The sequence below is a fragment of the Bradyrhizobium sp. CCGB12 genome (assembly GCF_024199845.1).
Lineage (GTDB): Bacteria > Pseudomonadota > Alphaproteobacteria > Rhizobiales > Xanthobacteraceae > Bradyrhizobium.
This window is the reverse complement of record NZ_JANADO010000001.1, coordinates 3541087-3564442: the sequence shown is the minus strand read 5'-3', so window position 1 is coordinate 3564442 and position 23356 is coordinate 3541087. Positions and strand designations below refer to the sequence as shown.

The following is a 23356-nucleotide window of genomic DNA, read 5'->3' as shown; positions in this document are numbered from 1 at the left end:
CGATGGACAACCGCATCAACGAAATCCGCAGAACCATTAGAGCGCTTCGCGTCAGCATGCTCGAGGCCGAAGCCATCATGCGTGAGCAGGTCGACCGGGACGAGGATTGCACCTTCGTCGCGGAGGAAATCCTCAAGATGCGTTCGGTCATGAGCCTGCTCGCCAAGGAGCGTGCAGCGCTCGGCGATGACGAGCCGATCCTCGTCACCTGTCTCTACGTCCCGCGGCGCCGGCCGCCGCGAAAGTCAGCGGCTGATCGTCTCCCGCAGTCCGGCAATATGCCGCCGCAACGCGTGCCGGCGAGGGTCTGACCGGAGGACGCTCATTCGAACGGCTGACGGGCAGCCCGTTCAGGCTTGCCGGACGGGCTGTCCGCCCACTTCGCCATGTCCGTCGTTCGCACGTCGACGCCTTCGCACCAGAGACAGCCGAGCTCCGCGCGGCCCTTTGCCGAAAGCATCGGAACAAGTCCATGGCCGCAGCCGGTGCAAGAGGTGACGTGATTCATGCGTTTCTCCAAGGTGCCCGAATTCAGGACGACATTTCGTTCCCGAAGCTTGCCTGGGCGTTATGACGGCGCAGAAACGCTTCCGATCGGAGCGCTCGTTCCCGATGTGGTGGATGTCGCAATCCACCGTGACACGGCCGCGATGTCGTCGCCGTTTTCGCGATAGGCGCGAAGCTGGAATTCTGCGGAGCTGCCGCGCTCGACGATGGTCCGGCAGTGCTCGACCTCGGCGGCGCAGTTCAGCGCGCCTGCGTCTGCGGCAATGTCGTCGATCACGCGGGAGAGCAGCTCCGAGATCGTGACCGGCCCGTCCTTCGAGGCGAAGATGCAATCGGTACCGTAGCGCTGGGCGCGCCATTTGTTTTCCACCGCAATCGCGCGCTCGACCACGGTGACCTCCTTCGACAGATGAGGTCGCAGGTAGAGATGGCGGGTCAGGCAGCGGTAGAGCGATGCAATGGCAACGGCATCGTCGATGAAGGTGCAGGTATCCGGCGCGCGAAGTTCGAGGGTCGGATGCCGCATCGAGGGCCGCATCGCCCACCAGATGTGGCTCTCATCGGGAATCACGCCGGAGCGCTGCAACGCGCCGACATATTCGTCGTAATCCTGCCTGTCCTCGAACAGTTCGGGCAGGCCAGTGCGCGGCAGCTCGGAGTAGGCGGCGAGCCGGTAACCCTTCAGCCCGGTCTTGTGCGAATTCCAGAACGGGGAGGAGGCGGAGAGTGCGATGAATAGCGGCAGATGCGGCAGCATCGCCCGCATCACTGCCATGCGCTTCTCGGGATCTGGCAGCTGGACGTGCACATGCATGCCGCACATCATGTTGCGGTGGCCGATGCTGCGCAGATCCTCGATCATCTCCTCGTAGCGCGGTTTCGGGCTCGGCTGGGACATGCGCCAGACCGCGGTCGGGTGCGTGCCGCAGGCCATGATCACGAAGCCGTACTGCGTGGCGACGTTCGCGACCTCGCGGCGAAGGAAGCGGAGCTCCTCGCGCGCGTCGTTGACTTCGACGTGAATGTTGGTGGCGACCTCGAGCTGGGATTGCAGCATCTCCCGCATCGCCTGGCCGCCGGTCGACCAGTTCGCCGACTCGAACAGCGCGTCGGGAGTCTGGATCGCGACCTCCAGGCTGCGGCGATCGGCGAGGAAGTATTCCTCCTCGATGCCGAAGGAATACTCCGCCGCCTTGCCGCTGCCGCCGGCGGAGCGAATGACGAGGTGCTGCCTGTCGTCGGAGGGATCCAGCCGCAGCAGTTTCAAAACGTCTGAAGACAATGCCATCGTGCCACCCGGCCGATATTACCTGCGGGCAATAATCCTTCTGGCCGGGACCGGTTCCGCGTCGCACTCACCTGAAATTGCAAGCGGGAACGGAACTATCTTCACGGTTTCGGATGCACGCGCGATCAGGGCGTGATTGGGCGGCACTTCGGCCCAATCCTCCTCCTTGTCGAACGGCTCGGACACGACGACGACCTCATCGCCTGCCTCGCGGTAATACAGCGTGTTCGCGGCGTCGTTGACCGCAACCCGGAACGCGTAGAGATCACGGCCGTTGGCGATCGCGCTGGTGAAGCGCAGCCGCTCGCGGAGCTGACCTTCGTTGACGAGACCGACGAGGGCCTGCAGCACGTGCTGCGTTGCGCCGAGCGGATCGCTGTCCAGGCCCGCGCCCATCATGGCAAGGAACACGGCTTCCGAATCGGTCGTGCCCAGCCGCGATGGGTAATAGGCATCGGGAATCAGCGCCTCGACCTTGCGCCGCAGCCGATTCCAGCTTCCGACGAATCCATTGTGCATGAACATCCACTGGCCACAGGCGAAGGGATGGCAATTCTGCCGCGTCACCGCGGTGCCGGTGGCCGCGCGTACATGCGCGAAGAACAGATGCGAGCGCAGATGGCGGCAAAGATAGCGCAGGTTCTCGTCCGACCACGCCGGGCGCGTCTCGCGATACAGGCCGGGCTCCGGATGTTCGCCGTACCAGCCGAGACCAAAGCCGTCACCGTTCGATCCCGCCGTCGACTGAAGCGAGCGGATGCTCTGCGCGACCAGTGAATGCTCGGGCTCGGTGACATAGGGCTCGAAGGACGTCGTCTCGCCCCGGTATGCGATCCAGCGGCACATGAGGGATCCTGTCGGGAGATGCCGTGACGTGCAGTAACGGATCGGCCTGCACGTTAGTTCCCGACCGCAGCTCTTCGACGTCTTCGGAAAATATCCGCGTTTCGTTAGGACATCCTTAGACGTTCATTTACCCTGCGGAGCTGGAACCCGCATATTAGTACGTCTCTTAACGCGACACCGTTAGGTTGCGCTCGGCAATTCGAGTGCACATCATGGGCCGCTTCGTTCTTTTCACTTTCATGGCGTTCGTCACCACCTTCGTCGGCATCTCCTGGGCGATGCGTGGCTTTCCCACGACTGTCGCTTCCTCTTCGCCGGTCGGAGAGTTGAAGCCGACACTCACTGTCACATTCGGCGACGAGAGCGCCAAGGCACATGAACGCAAGGCGTGGGAGGCCAAGCACACCCTGCAAAGCGACAAGGATCCGCAACTCGATGCGCTGCGGATGGACGCGCTGCAGGCAGGCACCGCCTATGCGATGTCGCCGTGCGACAGGACGATGAAAGCGAATCTCATTGCGGCCACGTCGGCCTATGCGCGGGGCTACATGAAGATCTTCGACTGTCCAAACCCGGCACTGGCGATGTTCTGTAGCGAAAAGAAGCGCGATCAGGCCAACGCCGCATACTCGACGCCGCTGGACGTTCGCGTCCAGGCGCAACTGGCCGAGGCCTTCGAGCAAAAAGGCATCATCAAGGAGGATTTTCCGGAGGAGATCCGCCTCACGGTCCTCCAGTTTGCCGGTCCCGGCCTATGGTCCGATCCGTCTCCTGTGTGCCTGCCGAAGCAACGCGGGACGAACGCGAGATGAACCGTGCCTGGTTCATCGTCTGGGCCCTCGTCGTCTATCAGGTCGCCGCATGGGCATTCGCGCCGCAAAAGGCAGCCCAGCAAGCAAGTCCGATCATCGACGGTCCGGGTTACGGCTCCAATGAAGCGATCTTCGTGGATGGGAGAGCAAGCTCGCGCCGTAGCGCCGCGCTGGCGCTCGAACGCCCCTATGGGTCCCGCTGCGCAGGCGAGGGGCGGAAGCAGTTCATCAGCTCACTCGGCGGATATTACTACCGCCGTCAGACCGACACCGAACATTATCCCACGATCTATGGCAAACCCGGTGCTGACTACATCGCCCGGCAATGGTCGACCGGCGAGGACAAGCGCATCGAGCGCCTGACGCAGGAAGCTTATGCCCAGGGCTATCTTGCACCGTCGGATTTCGATGCCGTTGCGCGCAGGACGGTCGAAGCCGTCGTCAGGAACGAGCGCGTCACAGTTCGTTCCTGCGCGAGCTGACTGGGGCATGTTTCCGGCCGGCGAAGGCCGGAAAAGAGCTGTCGTCAGACCGGAAGCGGGATCAGGGGCGCAACCTCGCGATCACTGGGATCATCGCTTGTCGCAAGACCTTGCGCGACGCGAACGCGGTCGGCCTCGGGCCGGTTCTGGCTCATCTTGCGCTTGCCCTCGAACCGTACGACGGGAATGCGCACGCCGACGATCCCGCGCAGCTGCGCGGCGATGAAATCAGCGGGCGCATCATCGACGGCCCATGGCTTGGCGCGCGCGCCTTCGTGCCTGTTCGTCAGCCGCGTCACGACGCCGAGCAGTCGCTCCGGCTCCTGGAAGAATTCGACCTGGCCATACGCATGCACCGCCACGTAATTCCAGGTCGGCACGACTTTTCCAGTCTCCTCTTTGGTCGCGTACCAGGACGGCGTCACATAGGCATCGGGACCGCTGAAGATCGCGAGTGCATGTCCGATCGGCGTCAGCTTCCATTGCGGGTTGGCCTTGGCGATATGCCCATACAGCACGCCGTGCTCGCCTTCGCCCTCGTCAAGGAAGAGCGGCAGCGGGGTCGCAACCGGGCCATCGGTGGTGGCCGTCACGAGGCTGGCGAGGCGTGCGCCGCGGATGGTCGCCCGAATGCTCTCGATGTCGTCATCCCTAAAGGCGGGGGGAATGTACATGGCTGTCTCCGTGTCAGGTCCGGAGATAGCCGGAATCTGGCCTGTCATAAACTGCCAGTTCGCGATTGTTTCGTCAGTCCAGTTCTTCCATGGCTTGCGCGAGAAGCTTGCAGCCGCGCTCGATCTGCGCGATCTCCAGCGCCGAATAGCCCATGACGAGGCCGACCGTCTTCCGCATCTGGCGGGGTCCGGTGAACAGCGCCGAGACGGGATAGATGCCGACGCCCTTCATGCGTGCGGCATTGATCAGCGCATCCTCACGCTTCTGCGGCAGATCGTCGAACCAGGCCACCACATGCAGGCCGGCAGCCGTGCCCTCGATCCGGACGCGATCGCCGAACCGGCCGTGCAGCGCGTCGAGTAGCGCCCGCTGGCGCTCCGCGTTGCGCCGGCGCATGCGCCTGACGTGGCCCTCATAGGCGCCGCTCTCCAACATCCCAGCGAGCGCATCCTGTTCGACGAGCGGCGTGTGCCGGTCCATGATCTGCTTGGCGGCGGCGAACAGGGATCGCAGTCCGGCGGGCACCACGAGATAGCCGACCCGCAGGGTCGGGGACAGCGTCTTGGAGACGGTCCCGAGATAGACCACGTTGTCGCTGCCCTCCAGCGCATGCAGCGGCGGGATGGGCTTGGTGTCGTAGCGGTACTCGCTGTCGTAATCGTCCTCGATCACGCAGGCCTCATTCTCGCGCGCCCAGGCGAGCAATTGGTGGCGGCGTCCGATCGGCATCACCCCGCCGAGCGGATATTGATGCGACGGCGTGACATAGGCGAGGCGGGCCTCGATGCCATCGAGCCGCGCGGTCTCCAATCCATCTGCGTCGACCGCGATCGGCACGGCGATTGCGCCCGTCGCCACAAAGGTGTGGTGCGCCATCTGGTAGCCGGGGTCCTCCATCACGAAGCGGTCGCCCGCGTCGAGCAGCAGCCGTGCGCAGATGTCGAGACCTTGCTGCGAGCCGTTCACGACGATGATCTGGTCGAGGTCGCAGCGGATGCTGCGCGATCGCCAGAGATAGCCCTGAAGCGCGCTGCGCAGTCGCAGCGAGCCGCAGGGTCGTCATAAGCCAGCCGTTCGGGCTTGCGCGCCATCGTAGCCGTCACGGCTCTTTTCCATGCCAGCACCGGAAAGTCCGACGGCGAGAGCTCGCCATAACGGAAGTTCGCAATGAGCCCGCGCGGCGGTTCGGTCCAGCGCGGCGGGCCCTGCCGCAACCGCTCGCCGAATGCCGACAACCGCATTTTGCGCGCCGGCGGGCGCGAAGAGGCGCGCGTTCGTCCACGTGCGACGACGGCGCTGGCCACGCGCGGCCGGGCGCCATGCCGTGTCTCGATGAAACCTTCGGCCGCAAGCTGCTCGTAGGCGACAGTGACGGTCGATCGTGCGACGCCCATCTCGCCGGCGAGCGCACGCGACGACGGCAGCAACCCGTCCGTCCCATACACCCGCGCCACGATTTGGTCCCGCAGCGCCTTGTAGATCTGGCGTGCGCCCATGCGGCTGCGTTTCGTCTTCATCCGGATCATCCAAATCAATCGATCAGGGAGCAAATCTCTCGCATCCGTGATCAGTACGCAGTGAGGGCTAAATTGTATATCTTCATGCCGGGCACCGGCCTCACTCTGGTCCGGGTGGTCGAAGTGAAAAAGCAGAGATCGGAGACCGCGATGGACGACCAGGCGATACTCGCTGCGCTCACTCGCCACTGGGCTGCTTCGGACGCAAATGATTTCGAGGCGGAGCACGACATCTATCGCGAGGACGCCGTGCTCGATTATCCGCAATCGGGCGAGCGGATCCATGGCCGCAGCAACATTCAGGAAAGCCGGACGCTGCAGCCTAACAAGAAACGCTTCACCGTTCGCAGGATCATCGGCGGCGGTGATCTCTGGGTGAGCGAGTTCGTGCTGAGCTATGACGGCGTGCCGTCCTATGTGGTCAGCATCATGGAATTCCGCGACGGCCTCGTGGTTCACGAAACCCAATATTTCGGCGACCGGTTCGATCCGGGACCATCGCGTGCGCATCTCGTGGAGCGGGTGTGAGCTGCGTGCGCCGCACTCCGCTGCCATTCCGCGGGGGCTTCGTGGGGAATGATCGCGAGGACGTGATCAGGGTGCTCCCGTAATTGCTTAACCAAACCGGCACCGCGGAACCGATGCGGCGGCTGGTCGCAGCCGTATCGACTTGATTCCGACAGACCCTTCTTTATGTCTGGCAGGAACAAGAATCCGGGCCCCTCTGACGAGGACACCGACAACGTCGGCAAACCTCGTGATGTCGGATGACCTGTCCCGCGCGAATGCGATGGATCGGCGATCGTCGGGCCCTCTTCGGTTCTCTCCGACCAGTCGTTCCATCGCAAGCTCCGTGCGGTCATTTCGCAAGTTTAGGGAGCAACGATGTCTGACGCCAAGCATTCAAATCCGATCGAGATCGCGGACCCGGCCAGCCTGAACGAGCAGGCTGCGGCCGCGTTGGTCATTGCCGGCGCGCTGGTCGCGGTGGCCGACCGGCGCGTTTCGCCGGTCGAGCGTGACGAGGTGATCAGCTTCATCCGGGATCGCCGATTGGCGCCTCATCTCGACGATGAACGGCTGCTGGCAATGTTCGACGCACTCGCTGAACGCCTGGAGGAGCCGGATTTTGCCAACGTCGTGATCGACACGCTGCGACCGGTCTCGAACATGCCGCTGTCGTCTCATCTGATGGAACTGTCGGAACGCGTTGCGGCCGCCGACGAGGACGTGCATCCCCATGAGGTGCAGGCGATCAAGCTGTTGCGCCTGCTGACGCTGGCGCTGCCCCGCGCAAAGCAGGTTGCACCGGCTGCGGGCCGCGCCGCGCCCCCCACGGGAGCAAAGGAATGAGCATGACCACGACCTCGGACGAGCGTACGACGGGAGCCGAGCGCGCTGCCAGCCAGATGGCCGGCGGCGACCCGCGCCTCGACAGGCTCGTCCATCGTCTGCCGCCGCGCGTGGGTGACACCGTCACCTACCTGCTCAAGCCGTCGAGCCGCTGGGTGAGGATTCCCTCGGGCGCGCTGCTCATCGTAGGCGGCGTGCTCTCGTTTCTGCCGATTCTCGGTGTCTGGATGCTGCCGCTCGGTCTCGCGCTGCTTGCCGAGGACGTGCCTGCGCTGCGCTCCTCACGTTCGAAGGTCCTGGACTGGGTCGAGCGGAGGAAGCCGCATTGGCTCGATCCGTCCTTATCGAAAAATGAACGATCATGACTGAATTCATCACCCCCGAGGCGCTGACCGCGCTGCTTCAGGTCATCCTGATCGATCTCGTCCTCGCCGGCGACAACGCCGTCGTCATCGGCCTTGCCGCCGCCGGTCTCCCGGCCGAGCAGCGCCGCCGCGCCATCGTGGTCGGCATCATCGCCGCCACCGCGCTGCGTATCCTCTTCGCCGGCGTCGCGACCCAGCTCCTGCAAGTGATCGGCCTCCTGCTCGCCGGCGGCGTGCTGCTGCTCTGGGTCTGCTGGAAGATGTGGCGCGAGCTGCGCGAGCATTCCACCCATTCGAACCAGCTCGCATTCGGCCATGGCAACGCGGCTGCTGCGCCGGTGCAGCAAAAGACCTTCGGCCAGGCGGCGATTCAGATCGTCGCCGCCGACGTTTCGATGTCGCTCGACAACGTGCTCGCGGTCGCGGGTGCCGCGCGCGAGCATCCCTACATCCTGGCCTTCGGCCTGCTATTGTCGGTTGCGATGATGGGCGTTGCCGCAGACTTGCTTGGCCGCGTGCTCCAGAAGCAGCGCTGGATCGCCTATGTCGGTCTCGCCATCATCGTTTACGTCGCCTTCGAGATGATCTATCGGGGCACTCTGGAACTCGCGCCGGTCATTGCGAGTCTCTGAGACGACAAATTTGCCCGCAATCCGGAGTGATCGATGACGTCTGAACCCAAAGCAGCCTCGGCGCATGCCGCACCGGGGCCGCGGATCGGCCCGTTTGCCCAGCTCATCTTCGGCTCGCGCTGGCTGCAAGTGCCGCTCTATGTCGGCCTGATCGTCGCGCAGGGCGTCTATGTGCTGCTGTTCCTGAAAGAGCTCTGGCATCTGGTCCTGCACTCGTTCGACGCCAGCGAGCAGCAGATCATGCTGGTCGTGCTAGGGCTGATCGACGTCGTCATGATCTCGAACCTGCTGGTGATGGTGATCGTCGGCGGCTACGAGACCTTCGTCTCCCGGCTGAACCTGACCGGCCATCCCGACGAGCCGGAATGGCTGAGCCACGTCAATGCCAGCGTGCTCAAGATCAAGCTGGCGATGGCGATCATCGGCATCTCCTCGATCTCGCTGCTGAGGACCTTCATCGAGGCGGGCAATCTCGGCACGACGCGCAGCAATTCCAGCGAGACCGCCGTGATGTGGCAGGTGCTGATCCACCTGACCTTCATCATATCGGCGATCGGCATCGCCTGGGTCGACCGTCTCAGCGAGAGCGGCCATCGCAAGGAGGCCGGCCACGCCTGACGGCGATCGTTGCTCTCAGGCGCCGATGCCCAGACGAAACGGACGCCGTCCGCGCGCCAGCGTCTCGGACGGTGCCTCGCCGAATAGGCGCCTGTAGCCCTTGGCGAAGTCGCCGAGGTGCCAGAAGCCGTTGCCGAGCGCTGCGGCCTTGACGGTCACGCCGTCGCCTCCGGTCATGAGCTGGACACGCACGGACCATAGCCGCTTGAGGCGCAGATAATGGTGCAGGCTGACGCCGTGCACCGCCTGTGCCGCGATCTGGAGCGTGCGCACGGACACGCCAATCGCAGCGGCGAGATCGTCGCTGTAGAGTGGCTTGCTGCCGGAGAACTCGACGACCTCGTCGAGCCGCGCGATCAGCCTGCGATGCTTGTCGAATGAGCCGGGGCGGGCGATGCGGGCCTCCGCCGGCAGCAGGGCAGCATCGAGGCCGGCGATCAGCGTTTCCTGGATCGGGCGGTTGAGCGCCGCAAAATGCCGGGGATCGCTGCATACCGAAGCCTGCGCGTACATCTCCAGGATTGCGGCGCGCAGACGCGCCATCGGATCGTTCTGCGTGCGGACGTATTTCATGCCGGTGTCGAAATCACCCCAGCCGCGATGTCGCATGTCCGAGTTGAAGCGCAGCATCAGATAGGTGTTGGGATTGTGCTCGATCGCATCGACCGCGGCCTTGCCACGCATCAGGGCAATCATCGAGCTGTCGACCTCATCACCGTTGGCGATGGAGTTAAAGCTGAAGGGGACGACGAGACCGAAGCCGTTGTCCGTGCCGATCTCGGCCTCATAGCGCCGGGCGAAGCAGCGCTGGAATACGAACAGGCCTTCGCGCAGCGGCAGGATTGCGCGCGACAGCGAGAATTCGCGCGGACGCAGCGGCGTGCTCTTGCCGAGGCCGAGCACCTCGTTGGCGCGAAATGCGCTGAAGTCCGAGAAGCGCTCGATGCGCAGGACTGGCGATGGCTGGAGCCGGCTCAGCGGCATTCGATTTCCTGGGGGTCGGAGCTGGGGCCGAAGAATTACCAGACCCGCAGCCGGTGGCCATATTCCGGGAAACTACTGCCCACGCGATCGTGATTCATGGAATGCATGATCGTATGGCTGCAGATGCAGAAGCGCGCAGTGAATTCGTGTGTCAGGTCGCGTCTGTCTGATTGCGAGCAGAATTTTGCCGGGGCCAGCCGCGCGATCTATTTGAGAATTTCACACACCGTAGGATGTGATGCCGGCTCGGGCTCCGCATTGCTTGTAGAGATGCTGTGCCACCAGGCGTCGAGCGCATCGCGATCACAGCCGAGTTTCACGCTCATGCCTCCGGCGAATCTGATCCAGTCGGCGAAATGGTCGTTGCCGACGGCGATCACCACGGGAATGTCGGCGTCGAGCGCGCGTCCGATCAGATGGAACAGGCCCTTGCCGTCGCGTTCGCGCTTGCCGAAGCGGTTGATGATGACGAGGTCTGCGCCATGTGCCAGCGCCTCGGCGATCCGCACGCCGGCATTTTGCAGTCGCGCGAGATCGAGCCGGCAGCCCTGTGCGGCCGGATCGAAATCCTGCGCCAGCAGAAGAGTCTCGCCGCTGTGAAGCAGCACCGCCGATAGACTCGAGTCCGCGCATTGGCCGGCCTGAACCATGCCGACGACGCGAACGCCGCGCGCATTCAGGTCCGCGTCAAACTCGTGCGAGACCGCGTCGGGGTCCTGGTACTGCTCGTAGACGAGGGCTGCAAGGTCGCATTGCGCATCGAACATGGTTGGCCTCCGTTTCACGGCAAATAGAAGGGGCCGCGGCGGTTGCGCCGCGGCTCCGGTTTTCAGGTCAGGCCGCCGGCGGGCCGTTGATGATCTGGAGCTGGGTGAATTCGGCAAGGCCTTCCTCGGCGAATTCGGTGCCGATGCCCGATTGCTTGGCGCCGCCGAACGGGATGTTCGGGGCCATGTCGAGGTGTTTGTTGATCCAGACCGTGCCGGACTCGAGCTGCGTTGCAACCTCGTGCGCGCGCTTGATGTCGGACGACCACACCGAAGCCCCGAGGCCATAAGTGGTGGCGTTGGCGCGGCGGATCACGTCATCCTTGTCGGAATATTTGATCAGCGGGAGCACGGGGCCGAACTGCTCCTCATCGACCAGCTTCGAGCCTTCCTGTATGTCGCGCACGATGGTCGGCTCGATGAAGTAGCCGGGACGGTCCATCACGGCGCCGCCGGCGACCACCTTGCCGTTCTTGTGCGCGTCTTCGAGGAACGCCTTCACCTTTTCGTACTGCATCTTGTTCTGAAGCGGCCCGAGCTTCGTGCCCTGCTTGGAGCCGTCGTCTACCACCGTGTTCCTGGCGATCGCGACCAGCTCATTGCAGAGCTCGTCATAGACGGACTCGTGCACATAGAGCCGCTTGATGGCGAGGCAGACCTGGCCGGAATTCTGGAACGCGCCTTCGAAGATGCCGGGCGCGACCTTCTTCGGGTCGACGTCGTCGAGCACGATGCCGGCGTCGTTGCCGCCGAGCTCGAGCGTGATGCGCTTGAGCGTCTGCGCTGCGCTCGCCATCACCTTCTGGCCTGTCGCCGTCGAGCCGGTGAAGGAGATCTTGCGGATGTCAGGATGCTTGGTCATCTCGCCGCCGAGATCATTGGCGTCGGTGATGAAGTTGAGCACGCCCTTCGGCACCACGTCCTTAATCAGCTCGGCAAAGCGCAGCGTGGCGAGCGGCGTGGTCGGCGCGGGTTTGACCACCAGTGTGTTGCCGGCGAGCAGCGCCGAGGGCAGCTTGAAGGCGAGGATCAGGAGCGGATAGTTCCAGGGGATGATGGCGCCGACGACGCCGAGCGGGCGGCGATAGGCCTCCACCTTGCGATCGCCCGAGTTCTCGATCACCTTCATCGGCAGTTCGAGCGAGCCGAGATAGCGGAAGAAGGCGGCCATGCCGAGCACTTCGCCGGTGGCGTCCGCAAGCGGCTTGCCCTGCTCGGATGTGAGCAGGCGCGCAAGCTCGCCCGAATTGGCCTCGATCACGTCGGCCATTCCGATCACGACCTTGCGGCGGTCTTCCATCGGAGCCGCGGCCCAGGCGGGGTAGGCGGCCTTTGCTGCGGCAACGGCGGCATCGAGCTGCGATTTCGAGGCCCGCGGGCACTGCGCCAACACCTCTTCGGTCGCGGGATTCAGTACCGGCATGGTCAGATCGCCGGGCACCAGTTTGCCGTCAATGAGAAGATTGTAGTCGCTCATAGGCTTTGCGCTCCCTTGCAGAACGGGCCGTTCAGGGCCTCGTTATATCCAATTATATATCACGCATCCGCTGACCCGGCCATGCACATGGATTCGATCAATTCCAGAAAAGCAGGCTGGACGCAGGTGGACATATCGATATATCGTGACGGATATAGCGAAGTGCGTTCCGGGACCGGCGATGGAAATCAAGGTGAGGCAGCTCACGACCTGCGAGGTGGCGGCCGACGGCGGCGCGATCTCGCTGGGCTTCGAGGACGTGACGGGCAATCCCGCAGCCGTCAGCGTCTCGCTGAACCAGGTCGGCGCCCTGATCATGACGCTTCCCGGGTTGTTGGAGGCGGCGCTGAAGGCTCGCTACGGCGACCAGAGTTTGCGATACGCTTATCCGCTGGCGTCCTGGGTGTTGGAACAGTCGACCGACACGACCCAGCGCATCATCACGCTGCAGACCGAGGACGGCTTCAGGGTCCGCTTCTCGATTCCGAAGGCTGAGCAGAGCCTGCTGGGTGAAGCGCTGACCCAGCCGATGCCGGAAATGTCGGTGCGGCCGAACTAGGGCTGAGCCAGAGCGCAAATAAAACACGCCTCAAGGATGGAATTACCGATTGGGCAGGTCGAACGCCGAGATTGTTGCACGCGTCGCCTGAACTAGAGAATGGCATTGCCTGTTCGCCGGCCTAATGTTGTGGGCGCGCAAAGGTGGCAGGCGATGAACGGCGTCCGAACAGGTTTCCTGGACTCTATCGGCAACACGCCATTGATCAGGCTGCGAATGCCGTCGGAGGCCACGGGTTGCGAGATCTATGGCAAGGCCGAATTTCTCAATCCCGGCGGTTCGATCAAGGATCGCGCGGCGCTGGCCATGATCAACGATGCCGAGCAGCGCGGCAGGCTGAGGCCGGGCGGCGTCATCGTCGAGGGCACAGCCGGCAACGTCGGAATCGGCATAGCGCTCGTGGCGAATGCTCGCGGCTATCGAAGCGTGATCGTGATGCCTGACACGCAAAGTCAGGAGAAAAAGGATATGTTGCGGTTGTGCGGTGCCGACCTGCGCCTGGTACCTGCCGTCCCGTATTCTAATCCCGGTCACTATGCGCGCTATTCCGGTCGGCTCGCCGAGGAGCTCGGTGCCTTCTGGGCCAATCAGTTCGACAATGTCGCCAATCGGGAGGGGCACTACCGCACGACCGGTCCTGAGATTTGGCAGCAAACGGATGGAAGAATCGACGGCTTCACGTGTGCCGTTGGGAGCGGCGGTACCTTGGGTGGGGTCGCGCGAGCCCTCAAGGAGCGAAATCCCGGCATCAAGATTGCGCTCAGCGATCCCATGGGGGCCGCTCTCTACAATTGGTTCACCAAAGGCGAGCTGACGACAGAGGGAGACTCCATCACCGAAGGGATCGGGCAGGTTCGTGTCACAAGGAACCTGGAAGGCACGCCCATCGATACGGCATATCAAATTACGGACGAGGAAGCCTTGCCTGTTCTGTTCGACCTGATCGAGCACGAAGGACTGGTGTTGGGTGGCTCGAGCGCGATCAATATCGTTGGAGCCATGCGACTTGCGCGCGACCTCGGTCCAGGAAAAACCATCGTGACCATCCTCGCGGATGGTGGACAGCGCTATCAGTCCAAGCTGTTCAACCCGGAATTCCTGCGCAAGAAAAACCTGCCCCTACCACGCTGGATGCGATAGCAAGCCGCCAGCAGCCGGGCTGCTACCCGTTCATTCGCGCCCGTTCGCTCACGATTTCCGCGTACGGGTGATGTCGCTCTTGAGCGCCTCAAGTTCCTTGCGCACGGCGCGGGCGGCGTCGCGCTCGATCTTGCGATAGCGCGCGACCAGTCCCTCGCCGAACGGCGTCAGCATCGCACCGCCGCCGTTCTTGCCGCCAGCCTGAGGCTCGACGACCGCATGTCCGCAAATGCGATTGATCTCGTCGACGAGATCCCAGGCCCGCTTGTAGGACATATCCATGGCGCGGCCGGCTGCCGAGATCGAGCCTTGCGCGCGAATCTGCTCCAGAAGCTGGATCTTGCCGGGACCGATCCGATCCTCGCTGTCGAGATCGATGCGAAGGCTCAACTGGGGAAGCGATTTGGCGCTCGCGCGCGGCATGGCGTTGTCTCTTGGGCTCTGCCTCGCGAGATTGCCACTCTTACCCGTCGTGGACAAGGTGAGCGCTCAGTGAAGCATCACCGCACGGCGTGCATCTCCAGAAACGCCTTCACGCCGGTCACGTTGCCGGTATCCGACGGCACATAGCCGGGCAGGGTGGCGACGGCGGCGCGGAAATCGGCGCTGCGGATGATTTCGAGGATGCGCTGCATCGGCTTGGTGTCGAGGAACGCGCGCTTGCAGACGAAGAAATAATCCTCGGTGAGGATGCGGATGAAATCGAGGCCGAAATGCCGGGCGGCGGCTTCGACCCCGAAGCTCGCATCGGCCATGCCGCTGGCGACATAGGCAGCCACCGCGGCGTGGGTGAACTCGATCTGCTGCGCGCCGTTGATCTTGCTCTCGTCGATGCCGTTCGCGGCGAGCAATTGGTCGAACAGAAGCCGCGTGCCGGAATCATGGTCGCGGTTGACGAAGCGGACCTTTGGTCCGGTGAGATCATGAAGCGAGGCGATCCGCAGCGGATTGCCGCGCGCGACCATCAATCCCATTTCGCGCGTCACAAAACTGATGATTCGATCCTCTCGCGGATCGAGCCATTCGCGGGCGGCCTTGATGCCCTGGGCCCGCAGCGCGCCGTGCGGCAGATGCAGGCCGGAGAGGTCGCAGGCGCCCTGCGCCAGCGAGACCAGCGAATGCTGGTTGCTGACATAGCGCAGATCGACGCCGATGCCGGGCTCGCGGTCGAGGAATTCGCGCAGCTTTGCCACCGCAAAGCCGTGGCTCGCATGCACGCGGATGACGGACGGGCGCTGTTCGAGGAACGGCTTGATCTCGTTGGCCAGCTCCTGCGCGAGGTTTTCGAGTTGCGGCCCGAGCCGGGCCTGCATGCGCTCGCCGGCCCACACCAGCCGCTCGCCGAACGGCGTGAGCTTCGAGCCCTTGCCGCGCTGGGTCTCGACCAGTGGCGTGCCGAAGAACTCCGACCATTGCTCGATCAGATTCCAGACATGGCGGTAGGAGAGGTGGGCATCGCTGGCCGCGCTCGTGATCTTTCCGGTCTTCCGGATTTCGTTGAGCACGCCGAGCATGATCACGGCGGTGCGCGGGCTGCCCTCCCGGCGAAACCGCCAGACGGCTTCGATCTCGATCTGAAGCATCGGCCTTCCTTATGAACTACACTTCATATATGGGGCGTCCATTTGCAAATCATATCATATTTACTCCGGTCGATATGCGCCTATCCTGGTATACCAGAACAGGAGGAAATATGATGTCTGTTGCATATGACTTTGCGCATTCGCCGGCCACCGAGTTCATGGCCCGGCCGCAGCATCTGCTCATCGACGGTCGCCGCGTCCCTGCGAGCTCCGGCCGCACCTTCAAATCCCTCAATCCCGCCACCGGGCAGGTCATCGCCACCGTCGCCGAAGGTGGCGAGGCCGACGTTGCGCATGCCGTGGCGGCCGCCCGCCGCGCCTTCGAAGGCCCGTGGCGTACGATGCGCGCCTCCGAGCGCGGCCAGATCCTGCTGCGCTGGGCCGACCTGCTGAAGGCACACGCCGACGAGATCATCGAGCTCGAATCGATTGACGCCGGCAAGCCGATCTCCGCGACGATGCGCCAGGACTTTCCGGCTGCAGTCGATACGCTGATCTACTACGCCGGCTGGGCCGATAAGATCAGCGGCGATGTCGTGCCGGTGCGCGAGGATGCCCTGACCTACACCGTGCGCGAGCCCGTCGGCGTGGTCGCGGCGATCGTGCCGTGGAATTTCCCGCTGATGATCGGCATGTGGAAGCTGGCGCCGGCGCTGGCCTGCGGCTGCACCGTGGTGATGAAGCCCGCCGAACTGACCTCGCTGTCGGCGCTGCGCATCGCCGAGCTGGCTTTGGAGGCCGGCCTGCCGGCGGGCGTGTTCAACGTCGTCACCGGTCCGGGCCGCGTCGTCGGCGATGCGCTGGTCAATCACCCCGACGTCGACAAGGTCACGTTCACCGGTTCGCCCGGCGTGGGCCGCGGCATCATGAAAGGCGCGGCCAGCAATTTCAAACGAGTCTCGCTTGAGCTCGGCGGCAAGTCGGCCAACGTCGTTTTCGACGACGCCGATCTGGAAGCAGCAAGCAAGGCTGCGGCCTCCGGCATCTTCTTCAACGCCGGCCAGGTGTGCTCGGCCGGCTCCCGTGTGCTGGTGCAGGAGAAGGCCTACGACGAGGTCGTCGAGCGCCTGGCGGCGCGCGCGAAGTCGCTCAGGATCGGCGATCCGCTCGATCGCAAGACCGCGCTCGGGCCTGTCATCTCCGAGAAGCAGATGAAGTCGATCCTCGACTATGTCGAGATCGGCCGGAAGGAGGGGGCAAGCCTCGTCACCGGCGGCGAGCGGCTCGGCGAGCGCGGCTATTTCATCAGTCCGACGGTGTTCGCAGGCGTCGCGCACGAGATGCGGATATCGCAGGAAGAGATCTTCGGCCCCGTCGTCAGCGTCATCAAGTTCAAGGACGAGGCCGACGCGCTCAGGATCGCCAACGGCACCGCCTACAGTCTTGCCGCCGGCGTCTGGAGCCGCGACCTCGGCAAGCTGCAGCGCTTCGCCAAGCGGGCGCGCGCGGGCACGGTCTGGATGAACACCTATGGCTATACCGACGTGCGCCTGCCCTGGGGCGGGGAGCGCGACTCCGGCCTCGGCCGCGAGCACGGCACCGCCGCGATCGACAATTTCACCGAGCCCAAGGCTGTCTGGATGAATCTGGCCGTCTGATAACCTCCCGAGCGGCCAATCCTGGAGCCCGCCTGATCCGGTCAGGCGGGCTCTCTTTTCGAAATCGATAAAATTGTCTGCAATTCGCTCAGTGGCAGCAAACCCTGCGGACAAGAACAGTTCCGTCTTAAACCTCGGCTTTGGAACCGGCGTGCATCCTCACCTCAAAAGGGTGGGGCATCAACATGTCAGTTCTCAGGGAGGTCGTTGCAGCGATAACGGGAGTTTACGCGCTCCTGTTCGTTTGCGACGCCTTGTTCGGCGTCGGTGACGTCCGCTTCGACGACGCCTATTACCGCGCCAGCTTCTACGCGCCGCGTCCGAAGGAGTTTCGCTTCGCAAGCGATACGCCGCCGGCGGTCCGCGTCAGCGACGCCTTCGCGCAATTCGCGCCGGGCGAGGGCAAACCGAACAAGCGTTACTCGTCGCTGACGACCATCATTCGCTAAGGACAGCCGCCGGCGCGAGACGAATGCCTCGCGCCGAAACCATTGCGATCTATTCCGCGGGGCTTTCGATGGTCACCCCCTGCCTGACATCGTCGCGGGCGAGGATCATCAAGAGGCCGACGATGATGAACTCGACCACGGCAAAGGCAATGAAGGCCCCGGTGAACGAGCCGGCGGAGGCGTTGATGATGGCCCCCATCATCCAGGGGGCCACGAACGCCGAGAAGATGCCGAACACTTCGGCATAGCCGATCGCCGCCGGCGCGAGCGCATCGGAATACTTTTCGCTGAGCAGCGCAAAGATCGCGCCGCCGCCGAGCAGCGCAACGCCGCTGAGCGCTGCAAACATCACCAGCATCCCGAACGGCATCGGCGTGACGACGCTCCACAGGAACATCACTGCCGTGAGGAAGGCAAGGAACGCGGTGAGCTTGATCATGAAGGGCTTGCCCAATCGGTCGGACATGTAGCCGCCGATCACCAGGAACAGCACCTGGGACAGTCCCATCACGGTGCCGATCACCGCGCCGGATTCCGGCGCCATGTGCTGCACGGCGATGAAGGCGGGGACGACCCAGGTGGCGGTACCAGCGATCGCGAAGGTGCAGGCCACGATGCCGAAGCCGCCAACGGCGATCCATTTCGAGCGGAAGATTTCGCCAAGCGGAAGATGCTGCTGTTGCGCTTCGTTACCCCAAGTGAAGCCGTCGATACCGAGCTCGCGCGGATTGTTGCGGACGACGAGCGCGTCGATCGCTGCAACGATCAGCGTGCCGATTGCCAGCACGGCAAAGAAGACCCGCCAGCCGGTTGCGATCGTCAGGGGAATGCCGAGTGCGAAGTCCATGGTGATGGCGAGGCTGTAGGCGGCGAGAATGATCCCTACCACCGAGCCGCGCCGGCTTTGCGGAAACCAGCCGAAGATCAGCTTCATGTTGCCGATGAAGATGCCTGCGTCGAAGAAGCCGATCACGAGCCGCAGCAACACGAGCTGCGTGTAGCTCTGTACGAACACCTGGAGCACCATGCCGAGGCCGGTGCCCGCAAGCCCGATCAGCAGCATGTTGCGCGCCGTCATCGAGCGGCTGACCGGCGACCACACCACCATTCCGACGCCGTAGGTCAGCGCAAAGATGCCCTGCGCCAGCCCTGCCTCGGCGGGATTGAGTTTCAGGCTTTCCGAGACGAAGGGCAGTACTGCGGCGAAGGCGTACCAGTCCGCGGCAAGAAAGATCTCGCAGAGGATGGCGAGTGCCAGCATTCCCTTCTGCCATCGTCCAATCCGCTGGCGGTCGCTCTCTGAAATCGTCGTCCAGTTGGTCATCGGCATGGTCATCGTTGGTCCTTGCGGGGATGCGTATCGTCGGAGTGCAAGCGCAGCGTCAGGTCGGCGGCGGCAGGAAATTTACCTCGTGCTCGGCGGCGCGGCGCACGACCTCCTGCGGATCAGGGAGGTTATGGATGCGCTCGAACAGCTCCTTCAGCGAGCGCGTTGGCGCCACCCAGAACAGGCTCGTCGCTGTTTCGCCCGACTTGTTGAAGATGCCGTGGGGAATGCCCTTGGGCATGCGCACGAGATCGCCGGCTTTGGCGACAAAATCTTTGCCATCGAGCCAGAGATCGTAACGGCCGGTCAGCACATAGACGAACTCGTCCTGGGTCGGATGCACGTGCGGCGGCACGAAGGTTCCGTCCGGAAACACGGCGTGCCAGGCCATCGAGGCCTCGGAGTGCTGCTTGAGCGTGTAGGTCTGGCCCAGAATGTTCCAGACGATATTGCCGAAGCCTTCCTTGGAAGGGGTTACGCCCGGGGGCATCTCGATCATGCTTGTGTCCTCTCTTGTGGGGATTCAATCGGCAAGGAAGTCGATGACGTGTTGCGCGGCAGCGGGCGTCTCCTCGAAGACGAGATGGCCCGTCGCCGGCACCAGCGTCACGCGGGCGTCGGGCAGGCCGGCCCTCCAGGCGGCCGCCTGTGCCGTCGGACGCAGCCGGTCGGCCGCGCCCCACAACACCAGCGTCGGCATCGCAATCCTATGCAGCCAGTTCGCAAGCTTGGGATTGCCCTGCGGGTCGCTGCGGATCAGCTTGGCAAAGCCCGTGACCTCCCGCCCCAGGCGCGCGTCGAAGCTGGGATCGGGCGCCTTCGAGAAGTAACGCAGCGCCGCAGCCGGATCGTGCGCGAGATAGGCCGGCAATTCCTGCGGCGCGATCTCGAACAATCCCGGTGCCGGTGCGTTCGGCACCACGAGGCCGGCGGGCGCGACCAGCACCAGCTTGCGCACGCGCTGCGGCTGGCGGATCGCGAACTCTGCGGCGAGCCATCCACCTAGGGAGAAGCCCGCGAGGTCGAACTGCGCAAGCGCGAGCTTGTCGAACAGATCCATATAGTGGAGGACGTGATCCTCGATCGTGTCGATCGCATCGGCATCACCGGAGTCGCCGAAGCCGGCGTGATAGGGAATGATCACGGTGTGCCGCTTCGCCCAGTCGCGCGCCATCTCGAAGCCGGTGAAGGTGCCGGTGCCGTGCAGGAACACCAGCGCCGGACCGCTTCCGATCGTGTGGACGACCGTCCGCACCCCGTTGATGTCGTACTCCGCGCGCGTGAAGCCGGTGAGATCGGGCGAGGGTTTGACGGTATCAAGCATGGCGCCATCTCCGGTTGAGGTCGGCAGGTCGTGTGATGCGAAGGAATCTCATGCGGCGTTCGCCTGGCGACCGTTGAGAAGCATGGCGAACTGCTCGACGGCATTGGCTAGCCGTGCTGCGATCATTGGGGAGAACGCTTCGTCCGGTCCGAACTCGCCGCTGCTGGCGTAGATCGCGGTCGAGATGGTGCAAGCCTCGAAGAAACCGAACAGTGGACGGAGTTGGTGCTCGACCACCAGGGAGTGGCGCAGGCCGCCGCCGACGGCAGTGAGCAGCACCGGCCGATTGCGCAGCACGCCCGGTTCGATCAGGTCGAATACGTGCTTGAACAAGCCGGGATAAGAACCCTGGTACACCGGGCAGCCGATCACGAGGCCGTCGGCCTGCTCGATCGCCTCGACGACGGCGCGGGCCTGGCCGTCGAGGCCGATGCGGGTAAAGGCGGCTATGCCTGAGCCGGCATCGACGAGGTCGATGACGTCGGTCTTGAGTCCATGCCGCCCGAGCAGGTCAGCCGCGACGGCTTCCACCAGCACGCGCGACTTCGCCGGTCGCCAACTATTACCGCAGAAACCAACGATGCGGGATGTCCTCACGTTCACGCCCTCATGCCTGGCCGCGCGCTCAGCCCGTGACCCCGAACACGGTCCATTGCGCACCGGGGCCGGGGAGACCGAGCAGCGCGCGGCCGCATTCTTCGACGATCTGGTCGGCCATCAGGATGTGCTGGGTGCCAGAGTGGATATCGCGATAGAATCGCTGCATCGGCGTGTTGTGCAGCGAGGCGCCTCGGGCAGCACGGTGCGCGAAGGTCCCGACATCAGACAGCACGTCGTGGATATGGCGCAGCGACAGCTTGATCATGGTCATCTGGTCCAGCGACGGAGTTTCGCCGCTGGCGCAGGTCTCCGAGACCTCCTTCCAGGTTTCGTGCACCAGCGCGCACGCCGCGCGGAAGCGCGCTTCGGCCTGCGCGAACTGGAACTTGAAACTCGCGCTCTCGCACGATTTGCCGAAAGGGTCCTGGCGCTGGACGATCACCTTCACGAGTTCGTCGAGCATGCGGCGTCCAGTTCCGACCGCCCAGGCCGAATGCGACCAGGCGCTGTAGCCGGCCAGTCCCAGAGCACCCTGCACACCGCCGCGCCTGGGCGCGCCGATGTCGAAGTCGTAGGTCATGTGGGTCGGCACGAACAGCTCGTTGCCTTCGCTCAGGGTATAGTCGAAACTTCCGGTCGCGCGCAGGCCGAGCACGTCCCAATTGCCCATCAGCTTGATCGTCGAACGCGGATGGTGGGTTACGACGATCTTGGGCTGACCGTTTGGGCCGAATACCATGTCCTTGCCGGATGCGTCCGTCACGAAGCAGCCGGAATGCACCCACTCGGCATGCTGGATGCCGCTGCCATAGGCCCAGTTGCCACGGATCATGTAACCACCTTCGACCGGGCGGGCGAAACCGCGCGGAACGCCGTTGCCGGCAATGATGATATCGGGACCGCCAGCGAAGACTTTTCTTATGCCCTCGTCCTCGATGTAGATGGCGAGTGTCGTGCCTTCCATGTTGCAGCCGATCGCACACCAGCCAGCGGATGCGTGGGTGTAGGCAAGTCGCTCGATCACGGTCATGGCGTCGTAGGGAAGAAGCTCGGCGCCGCCGACCTCCTTGGGAAACAACATGTTGTAGATGCCGGCCTTGCGCAGCGCGGCCACCACGTCATCGGTGAGATAGCCCTGCGCCTCGGCCTCGGCGGCCCTCGATTCGACCAATGGCAGCAGGGCGTCGAGGCGCGCATGAAATTCGGCCACCGTCGGCGTTGCGGTGGACTTTGCGGCGCGCTGCACAGAAGGGCTCATGGTCGATGTCTCCACGTCAGGCTGTTTGCCACCCGCGTGCATTGACGGCGGCGGGAAGGCTCGGATCGGTGGGAACACGGGCCGGCTTTTTGCAAAACGATTCCGCCGCGCGCCAATGCGGTTGGCGCGTGCGATGAACGGCTTGCGATGGCGTCGACGTGTCCCCGTCGGAACCGCGCAAACGTCGTTGCGCGATTACGATCGTTGAATGCTAGAGACGAGGCAGGCAAACCGGCAATCCCCCATGATGGGGGGGCGATAATGGTGCGCTGCCGCAAAGCTGAGCCGTTAGAACGAGGCTTTGACGCTTCTTTCCGCTTGACCAAGCAACAGGCAAGGAAGAAATTTTAGGCTTATAATAATCGGCAATTCCGCGTCGGCGCTTCGGGCACGACACGATCTCGCAAGGAGCGGTGGTGAGAGCCGAGCAGGAGCATTTGGATGGTCTGCCCGAGCGGCAGCTCGCAGATCGGCTGATGTCGATCGCCGAGAGCCGGTCTGTACGCTCGCTCGGCATTGCCTGCTGTTCTGCGATCGCAGAAATGACGGGATCGCCGACCGTTGGTCTCTATCTGCTCGACGGGCTCAAGCCCGAGTTGGCCTACAGCAGTCACGTCGCGGAAGGTCTGCTCGACAATTACAAGGCCGGCTTCTGGAAGTGTGATCCCGTGCTCGACTGCATCATGACCAGGGGCTGCGCGGCCGACGGCGAAACCGTGATCGGCCCGCAGCAGTGGCGACACAGCCCATCCTTCGAAATGCTGCACGAATGGGGCCTTGCCTACAACATGGGGGCGCCGCTATGGTCCAGCCGCAAGATCGTCGGCGTGCTGTTCACCGCGACGACCGACGCGCCCTACACGCCGCGGACGCGGCAGCGCATGGAAATGCTGTGCCGCGCCGGTTCGCTCGCTTTGACCAATATGACGAATGCGGGCGAGATCGAGACGTATCGTGGCGCCATCCCGGTTCCTGAACGGGCCGTGACGCTTTCGGCGTCGCTTCCGCCGCGTTCGGCCGACGTCGCCATTCGCGTCTGTCGCGGCCAAACCAACAAGGAGATCGCGCGTGAGATGGGGATCTCGGATCAGACCGTGAAGGAGCACGTCGCAAATTTGTGTCGCCGCTTCGGAGCGCATAATCGCACCGAGCTGGCGGCCTTCCTGCTGAGCACGACGAGCCGGCAATAGGCGAC

The 23356-nt window shown here is 63.8% G+C and carries 27 protein-coding genes and 1 pseudogene; 13 read left to right on the top strand and 15 right to left on the bottom strand.

The features are described 5' to 3' along the window. Nucleotides 1–2: 2 nt before the first annotated feature. Nucleotides 3–311: a hypothetical protein gene (locus NLM27_RS17195; RefSeq protein ID WP_254144434.1), complete on the top strand. Its 309-nt coding sequence runs from the start codon at nt 3–5 to the stop codon at nt 309–311. 11 nt (nt 312–322) lie between these two features. On the opposite strand, the gene NLM27_RS17190 is transcribed toward NLM27_RS17195, so the two are convergent. From NLM27_RS17190 to NLM27_RS17180, 3 genes are read right to left on the bottom strand one after another with little or no spacing between them, the layout of a single operon-like run. Beyond that, the gene (locus NLM27_RS17190) at nt 323–508 is read right to left on the bottom strand and encodes a hypothetical protein (protein WP_254144433.1); all 186 of its coding nucleotides are present in this window, start codon (nt 506–508) and stop codon (nt 323–325) included. Between the two features lie 60 nt (nt 509–568). Beyond that, entirely contained in the window at nt 569–1795 is a 1227-nt protein-coding gene (locus NLM27_RS17185) for a carboxylate-amine ligase (RefSeq protein ID WP_254144432.1), read from the bottom strand. An 18-nt stretch (nt 1796–1813) separates the two neighbouring features. Next, nucleotides 1814–2641, bottom strand: coding sequence for a class II glutamine amidotransferase (locus NLM27_RS17180; RefSeq protein ID WP_254144431.1), 828 nt, complete (start codon nt 2639–2641; stop codon nt 1814–1816). Between the two features lie 239 nt (nt 2642–2880). On the opposite strand from NLM27_RS17180, the gene NLM27_RS17175 reads away from it, so the two are divergent. Beyond that, nucleotides 2881–3453: a hypothetical protein gene (locus tag NLM27_RS17175; protein ID WP_254144430.1), complete on the top strand. Its 573-nt coding sequence runs from the start codon at nt 2881–2883 to the stop codon at nt 3451–3453. After that, nucleotides 3450–3935, top strand: a complete 486-nt coding sequence (locus tag NLM27_RS17170; RefSeq protein ID WP_254144429.1) for a hypothetical protein — start codon at nt 3450–3452, stop codon at nt 3933–3935. The genes NLM27_RS17175 and NLM27_RS17170 overlap by 4 nt, the downstream gene beginning before the upstream one ends. Nucleotides 3936–3979: 44 nt before the next feature. On the opposite strand, the gene NLM27_RS17165 is transcribed toward NLM27_RS17170, so the two are convergent. Together NLM27_RS17165 and NLM27_RS17160 are read right to left on the bottom strand one after the other, a co-directional pair. Further along, on the bottom strand, nt 3980–4609 hold the full coding sequence (locus NLM27_RS17165; RefSeq protein ID WP_254144428.1) for an FMN-binding negative transcriptional regulator: 630 nt from the start codon (nt 4607–4609) through the stop codon (nt 3980–3982). Nucleotides 4610–4682: 73 nt separating this feature from the next. Next, nucleotides 4683–6136: pseudogene (locus tag NLM27_RS17160) on the bottom strand (PLP-dependent aminotransferase family protein). A 141-nt stretch (nt 6137–6277) separates the two neighbouring features. On the opposite strand from NLM27_RS17160, the gene NLM27_RS17155 reads away from it, so the two are divergent. The 5 genes from NLM27_RS17155 to NLM27_RS17135 all read left to right on the top strand — a co-directional run bounded on the left by NLM27_RS17155 (nt 6278) and on the right by NLM27_RS17135 (nt 9095). Further along, nucleotides 6278–6655, top strand: coding sequence for a nuclear transport factor 2 family protein (locus NLM27_RS17155; protein ID WP_254148848.1), 378 nt, complete (start codon nt 6278–6280; stop codon nt 6653–6655). A 357-nt stretch (nt 6656–7012) separates the two neighbouring features. Further along, complete coding sequence (locus tag NLM27_RS17150; RefSeq protein ID WP_254144427.1) at nt 7013–7480, top strand: TerB family tellurite resistance protein; 468 nt, start codon at nt 7013–7015, stop codon at nt 7478–7480. Between the two features lie 2 nt (nt 7481–7482). Beyond that, nucleotides 7483–7845, top strand: a complete 363-nt coding sequence (locus tag NLM27_RS17145; protein WP_375142319.1) for a hypothetical protein — start codon at nt 7483–7485, stop codon at nt 7843–7845. After that, nucleotides 7842–8477 (top strand): TerC family protein, encoded by a 636-nt coding sequence (locus tag NLM27_RS17140; protein WP_254144425.1) that lies wholly within the window; start codon nt 7842–7844, stop codon nt 8475–8477. The genes NLM27_RS17145 and NLM27_RS17140 overlap by 4 nt, the downstream gene beginning before the upstream one ends. Before the next feature lie 33 nt (nt 8478–8510). Then, nucleotides 8511–9095 carry a TIGR00645 family protein gene (locus NLM27_RS17135; RefSeq protein ID WP_254144424.1) on the top strand — a complete coding sequence of 195 codons (585 nt, stop codon included), beginning with the start codon at nt 8511–8513 and terminating at the stop codon, nt 9093–9095. Nucleotides 9096–9110: 15 nt separating this feature from the next. On the opposite strand, the gene NLM27_RS17130 is transcribed toward NLM27_RS17135, so the two are convergent. The 3 genes from NLM27_RS17130 to NLM27_RS17120 all read right to left on the bottom strand — a co-directional run bounded on the left by NLM27_RS17130 (nt 9111) and on the right by NLM27_RS17120 (nt 12323). Beyond that, nucleotides 9111–10079, bottom strand: a complete 969-nt coding sequence (locus NLM27_RS17130) for a helix-turn-helix domain-containing protein (protein ID WP_254144423.1) — start codon at nt 10077–10079, stop codon at nt 9111–9113. A gap of 206 nt (nt 10080–10285) precedes the next feature. Then, a complete protein-coding gene (locus NLM27_RS17125; RefSeq protein WP_254144422.1) occupies nt 10286–10846 on the bottom strand; it encodes a DUF2478 domain-containing protein in 561 nt (186 codons plus the stop codon). A 67-nt stretch (nt 10847–10913) separates the two neighbouring features. After that, the gene (locus NLM27_RS17120) at nt 10914–12323 is read right to left on the bottom strand and encodes an aldehyde dehydrogenase family protein (protein WP_254144421.1); all 1410 of its coding nucleotides are present in this window, start codon (nt 12321–12323) and stop codon (nt 10914–10916) included. 181 nt (nt 12324–12504) lie between these two features. On the opposite strand from NLM27_RS17120, the gene NLM27_RS17115 reads away from it, so the two are divergent. Together NLM27_RS17115 and NLM27_RS17110 are read left to right on the top strand one after the other, a co-directional pair. Continuing rightward, nucleotides 12505–12882 carry a hypothetical protein gene (locus NLM27_RS17115; protein WP_254144420.1) on the top strand — a complete coding sequence of 126 codons (378 nt, stop codon included), beginning with the start codon at nt 12505–12507 and terminating at the stop codon, nt 12880–12882. Between the two features lie 153 nt (nt 12883–13035). Further along, nucleotides 13036–14022, top strand: coding sequence for a cysteine synthase A (locus NLM27_RS17110; protein ID WP_254144419.1), 987 nt, complete (start codon nt 13036–13038; stop codon nt 14020–14022). Between the two features lie 48 nt (nt 14023–14070). On the opposite strand, the gene NLM27_RS17105 is transcribed toward NLM27_RS17110, so the two are convergent. Together NLM27_RS17105 and NLM27_RS17100 are read right to left on the bottom strand one after the other, a co-directional pair. Continuing rightward, complete coding sequence (locus NLM27_RS17105; protein ID WP_254144418.1) at nt 14071–14445, bottom strand: winged helix-turn-helix domain-containing protein; 375 nt, start codon at nt 14443–14445, stop codon at nt 14071–14073. A 77-nt stretch (nt 14446–14522) separates the two neighbouring features. Beyond that, complete coding sequence (locus NLM27_RS17100) at nt 14523–15605, bottom strand: substrate-binding domain-containing protein (RefSeq protein WP_254144417.1); 1083 nt, start codon at nt 15603–15605, stop codon at nt 14523–14525. A 113-nt stretch (nt 15606–15718) separates the two neighbouring features. Here NLM27_RS17100 and NLM27_RS17095 point away from each other — a divergent pair, with 113 nt between their 5' ends. Further along, complete coding sequence (locus tag NLM27_RS17095) at nt 15719–17203, top strand: aldehyde dehydrogenase family protein (protein WP_254148847.1); 1485 nt, start codon at nt 15719–15721, stop codon at nt 17201–17203. A gap of 185 nt (nt 17204–17388) precedes the next feature. Then, nucleotides 17389–17652, top strand: a complete 264-nt coding sequence (locus tag NLM27_RS17090; protein ID WP_254144416.1) for a hypothetical protein — start codon at nt 17389–17391, stop codon at nt 17650–17652. Between the two features lie 49 nt (nt 17653–17701). Here NLM27_RS17090 and NLM27_RS17085 read toward each other — a convergent pair whose 3' ends face one another. From NLM27_RS17085 to NLM27_RS17065, 5 genes are read right to left on the bottom strand one after another with little or no spacing between them, the layout of a single operon-like run. Continuing rightward, nucleotides 17702–18988: a nitrate/nitrite transporter gene (locus NLM27_RS17085; RefSeq protein WP_254144415.1), complete on the bottom strand. Its 1287-nt coding sequence runs from the start codon at nt 18986–18988 to the stop codon at nt 17702–17704. Between the two features lie 46 nt (nt 18989–19034). Next, complete coding sequence (locus tag NLM27_RS17080) at nt 19035–19478, bottom strand: cupin domain-containing protein (protein ID WP_166816981.1); 444 nt, start codon at nt 19476–19478, stop codon at nt 19035–19037. 24 nt (nt 19479–19502) lie between these two features. Beyond that, nucleotides 19503–20303, bottom strand: coding sequence for an alpha/beta fold hydrolase (locus NLM27_RS17075; RefSeq protein ID WP_254144414.1), 801 nt, complete (start codon nt 20301–20303; stop codon nt 19503–19505). Between the two features lie 48 nt (nt 20304–20351). Beyond that, a complete protein-coding gene (locus NLM27_RS17070; RefSeq protein WP_254144413.1) occupies nt 20352–20900 on the bottom strand; it encodes an NAD(P)H-dependent oxidoreductase in 549 nt (182 codons plus the stop codon). 28 nt (nt 20901–20928) lie between these two features. Beyond that, the gene (locus NLM27_RS17065) at nt 20929–22161 is read right to left on the bottom strand and encodes an acyl-CoA dehydrogenase family protein (RefSeq protein WP_254144412.1); all 1233 of its coding nucleotides are present in this window, start codon (nt 22159–22161) and stop codon (nt 20929–20931) included. Between the two features lie 416 nt (nt 22162–22577). Here NLM27_RS17065 and NLM27_RS17060 point away from each other — a divergent pair, with 416 nt between their 5' ends. After that, nucleotides 22578–23351 (top strand): LuxR C-terminal-related transcriptional regulator, encoded by a 774-nt coding sequence (locus NLM27_RS17060; protein ID WP_254144411.1) that lies wholly within the window; start codon nt 22578–22580, stop codon nt 23349–23351. Nucleotides 23352–23356 lie beyond the last annotated feature (5 nt).

Coding starts and splice junctions, on each gene's coding strand:
- NLM27_RS17195 (WP_254144434.1), top strand. CDS start 3: ATGGACAACCGCATCAACGAAATCCGCAGAACCATTAGAGCGCTTCGC.
- NLM27_RS17190 (WP_254144433.1), bottom strand. CDS start 508: ATGAATCACGTCACCTCTTGCACCGGCTGCGGCCATGGACTTGTTCCG.
- NLM27_RS17185 (WP_254144432.1), bottom strand. CDS start 1,795: ATGGCATTGTCTTCAGACGTTTTGAAACTGCTGCGGCTGGATCCCTCC.
- NLM27_RS17180 (WP_254144431.1), bottom strand. CDS start 2,641: ATGTGCCGCTGGATCGCATACCGGGGCGAGACGACGTCCTTCGAGCCC.
- NLM27_RS17175 (WP_254144430.1), top strand. CDS start 2,881: ATGGCGTTCGTCACCACCTTCGTCGGCATCTCCTGGGCGATGCGTGGC.
- NLM27_RS17170 (WP_254144429.1), top strand. CDS start 3,450: ATGAACCGTGCCTGGTTCATCGTCTGGGCCCTCGTCGTCTATCAGGTC.
- NLM27_RS17165 (WP_254144428.1), bottom strand. CDS start 4,609: ATGTACATTCCCCCCGCCTTTAGGGATGACGACATCGAGAGCATTCGG.
- NLM27_RS17155 (WP_254148848.1), top strand. CDS start 6,278: ATGGACGACCAGGCGATACTCGCTGCGCTCACTCGCCACTGGGCTGCT.
- NLM27_RS17150 (WP_254144427.1), top strand. CDS start 7,013: ATGTCTGACGCCAAGCATTCAAATCCGATCGAGATCGCGGACCCGGCC.
- NLM27_RS17145 (WP_375142319.1), top strand. CDS start 7,483: ATGACCACGACCTCGGACGAGCGTACGACGGGAGCCGAGCGCGCTGCC.
- NLM27_RS17140 (WP_254144425.1), top strand. CDS start 7,842: ATGACTGAATTCATCACCCCCGAGGCGCTGACCGCGCTGCTTCAGGTC.
- NLM27_RS17135 (WP_254144424.1), top strand. CDS start 8,511: ATGACGTCTGAACCCAAAGCAGCCTCGGCGCATGCCGCACCGGGGCCG.
- NLM27_RS17130 (WP_254144423.1), bottom strand. CDS start 10,079: ATGCCGCTGAGCCGGCTCCAGCCATCGCCAGTCCTGCGCATCGAGCGC.
- NLM27_RS17125 (WP_254144422.1), bottom strand. CDS start 10,846: ATGTTCGATGCGCAATGCGACCTTGCAGCCCTCGTCTACGAGCAGTAC.
- NLM27_RS17120 (WP_254144421.1), bottom strand. CDS start 12,323: ATGAGCGACTACAATCTTCTCATTGACGGCAAACTGGTGCCCGGCGAT.
- NLM27_RS17115 (WP_254144420.1), top strand. CDS start 12,505: ATGGAAATCAAGGTGAGGCAGCTCACGACCTGCGAGGTGGCGGCCGAC.
- NLM27_RS17110 (WP_254144419.1), top strand. CDS start 13,036: ATGAACGGCGTCCGAACAGGTTTCCTGGACTCTATCGGCAACACGCCA.
- NLM27_RS17105 (WP_254144418.1), bottom strand. CDS start 14,445: ATGCCGCGCGCGAGCGCCAAATCGCTTCCCCAGTTGAGCCTTCGCATC.
- NLM27_RS17100 (WP_254144417.1), bottom strand. CDS start 15,605: ATGCTTCAGATCGAGATCGAAGCCGTCTGGCGGTTTCGCCGGGAGGGC.
- NLM27_RS17095 (WP_254148847.1), top strand. CDS start 15,719: ATGTCTGTTGCATATGACTTTGCGCATTCGCCGGCCACCGAGTTCATG.
- NLM27_RS17090 (WP_254144416.1), top strand. CDS start 17,389: ATGTCAGTTCTCAGGGAGGTCGTTGCAGCGATAACGGGAGTTTACGCG.
- NLM27_RS17085 (WP_254144415.1), bottom strand. CDS start 18,988: ATGACCATGCCGATGACCAACTGGACGACGATTTCAGAGAGCGACCGC.
- NLM27_RS17080 (WP_166816981.1), bottom strand. CDS start 19,478: ATGATCGAGATGCCCCCGGGCGTAACCCCTTCCAAGGAAGGCTTCGGC.
- NLM27_RS17075 (WP_254144414.1), bottom strand. CDS start 20,303: ATGCTTGATACCGTCAAACCCTCGCCCGATCTCACCGGCTTCACGCGC.
- NLM27_RS17065 (WP_254144412.1), bottom strand. CDS start 22,161: ATGAGCCCTTCTGTGCAGCGCGCCGCAAAGTCCACCGCAACGCCGACG.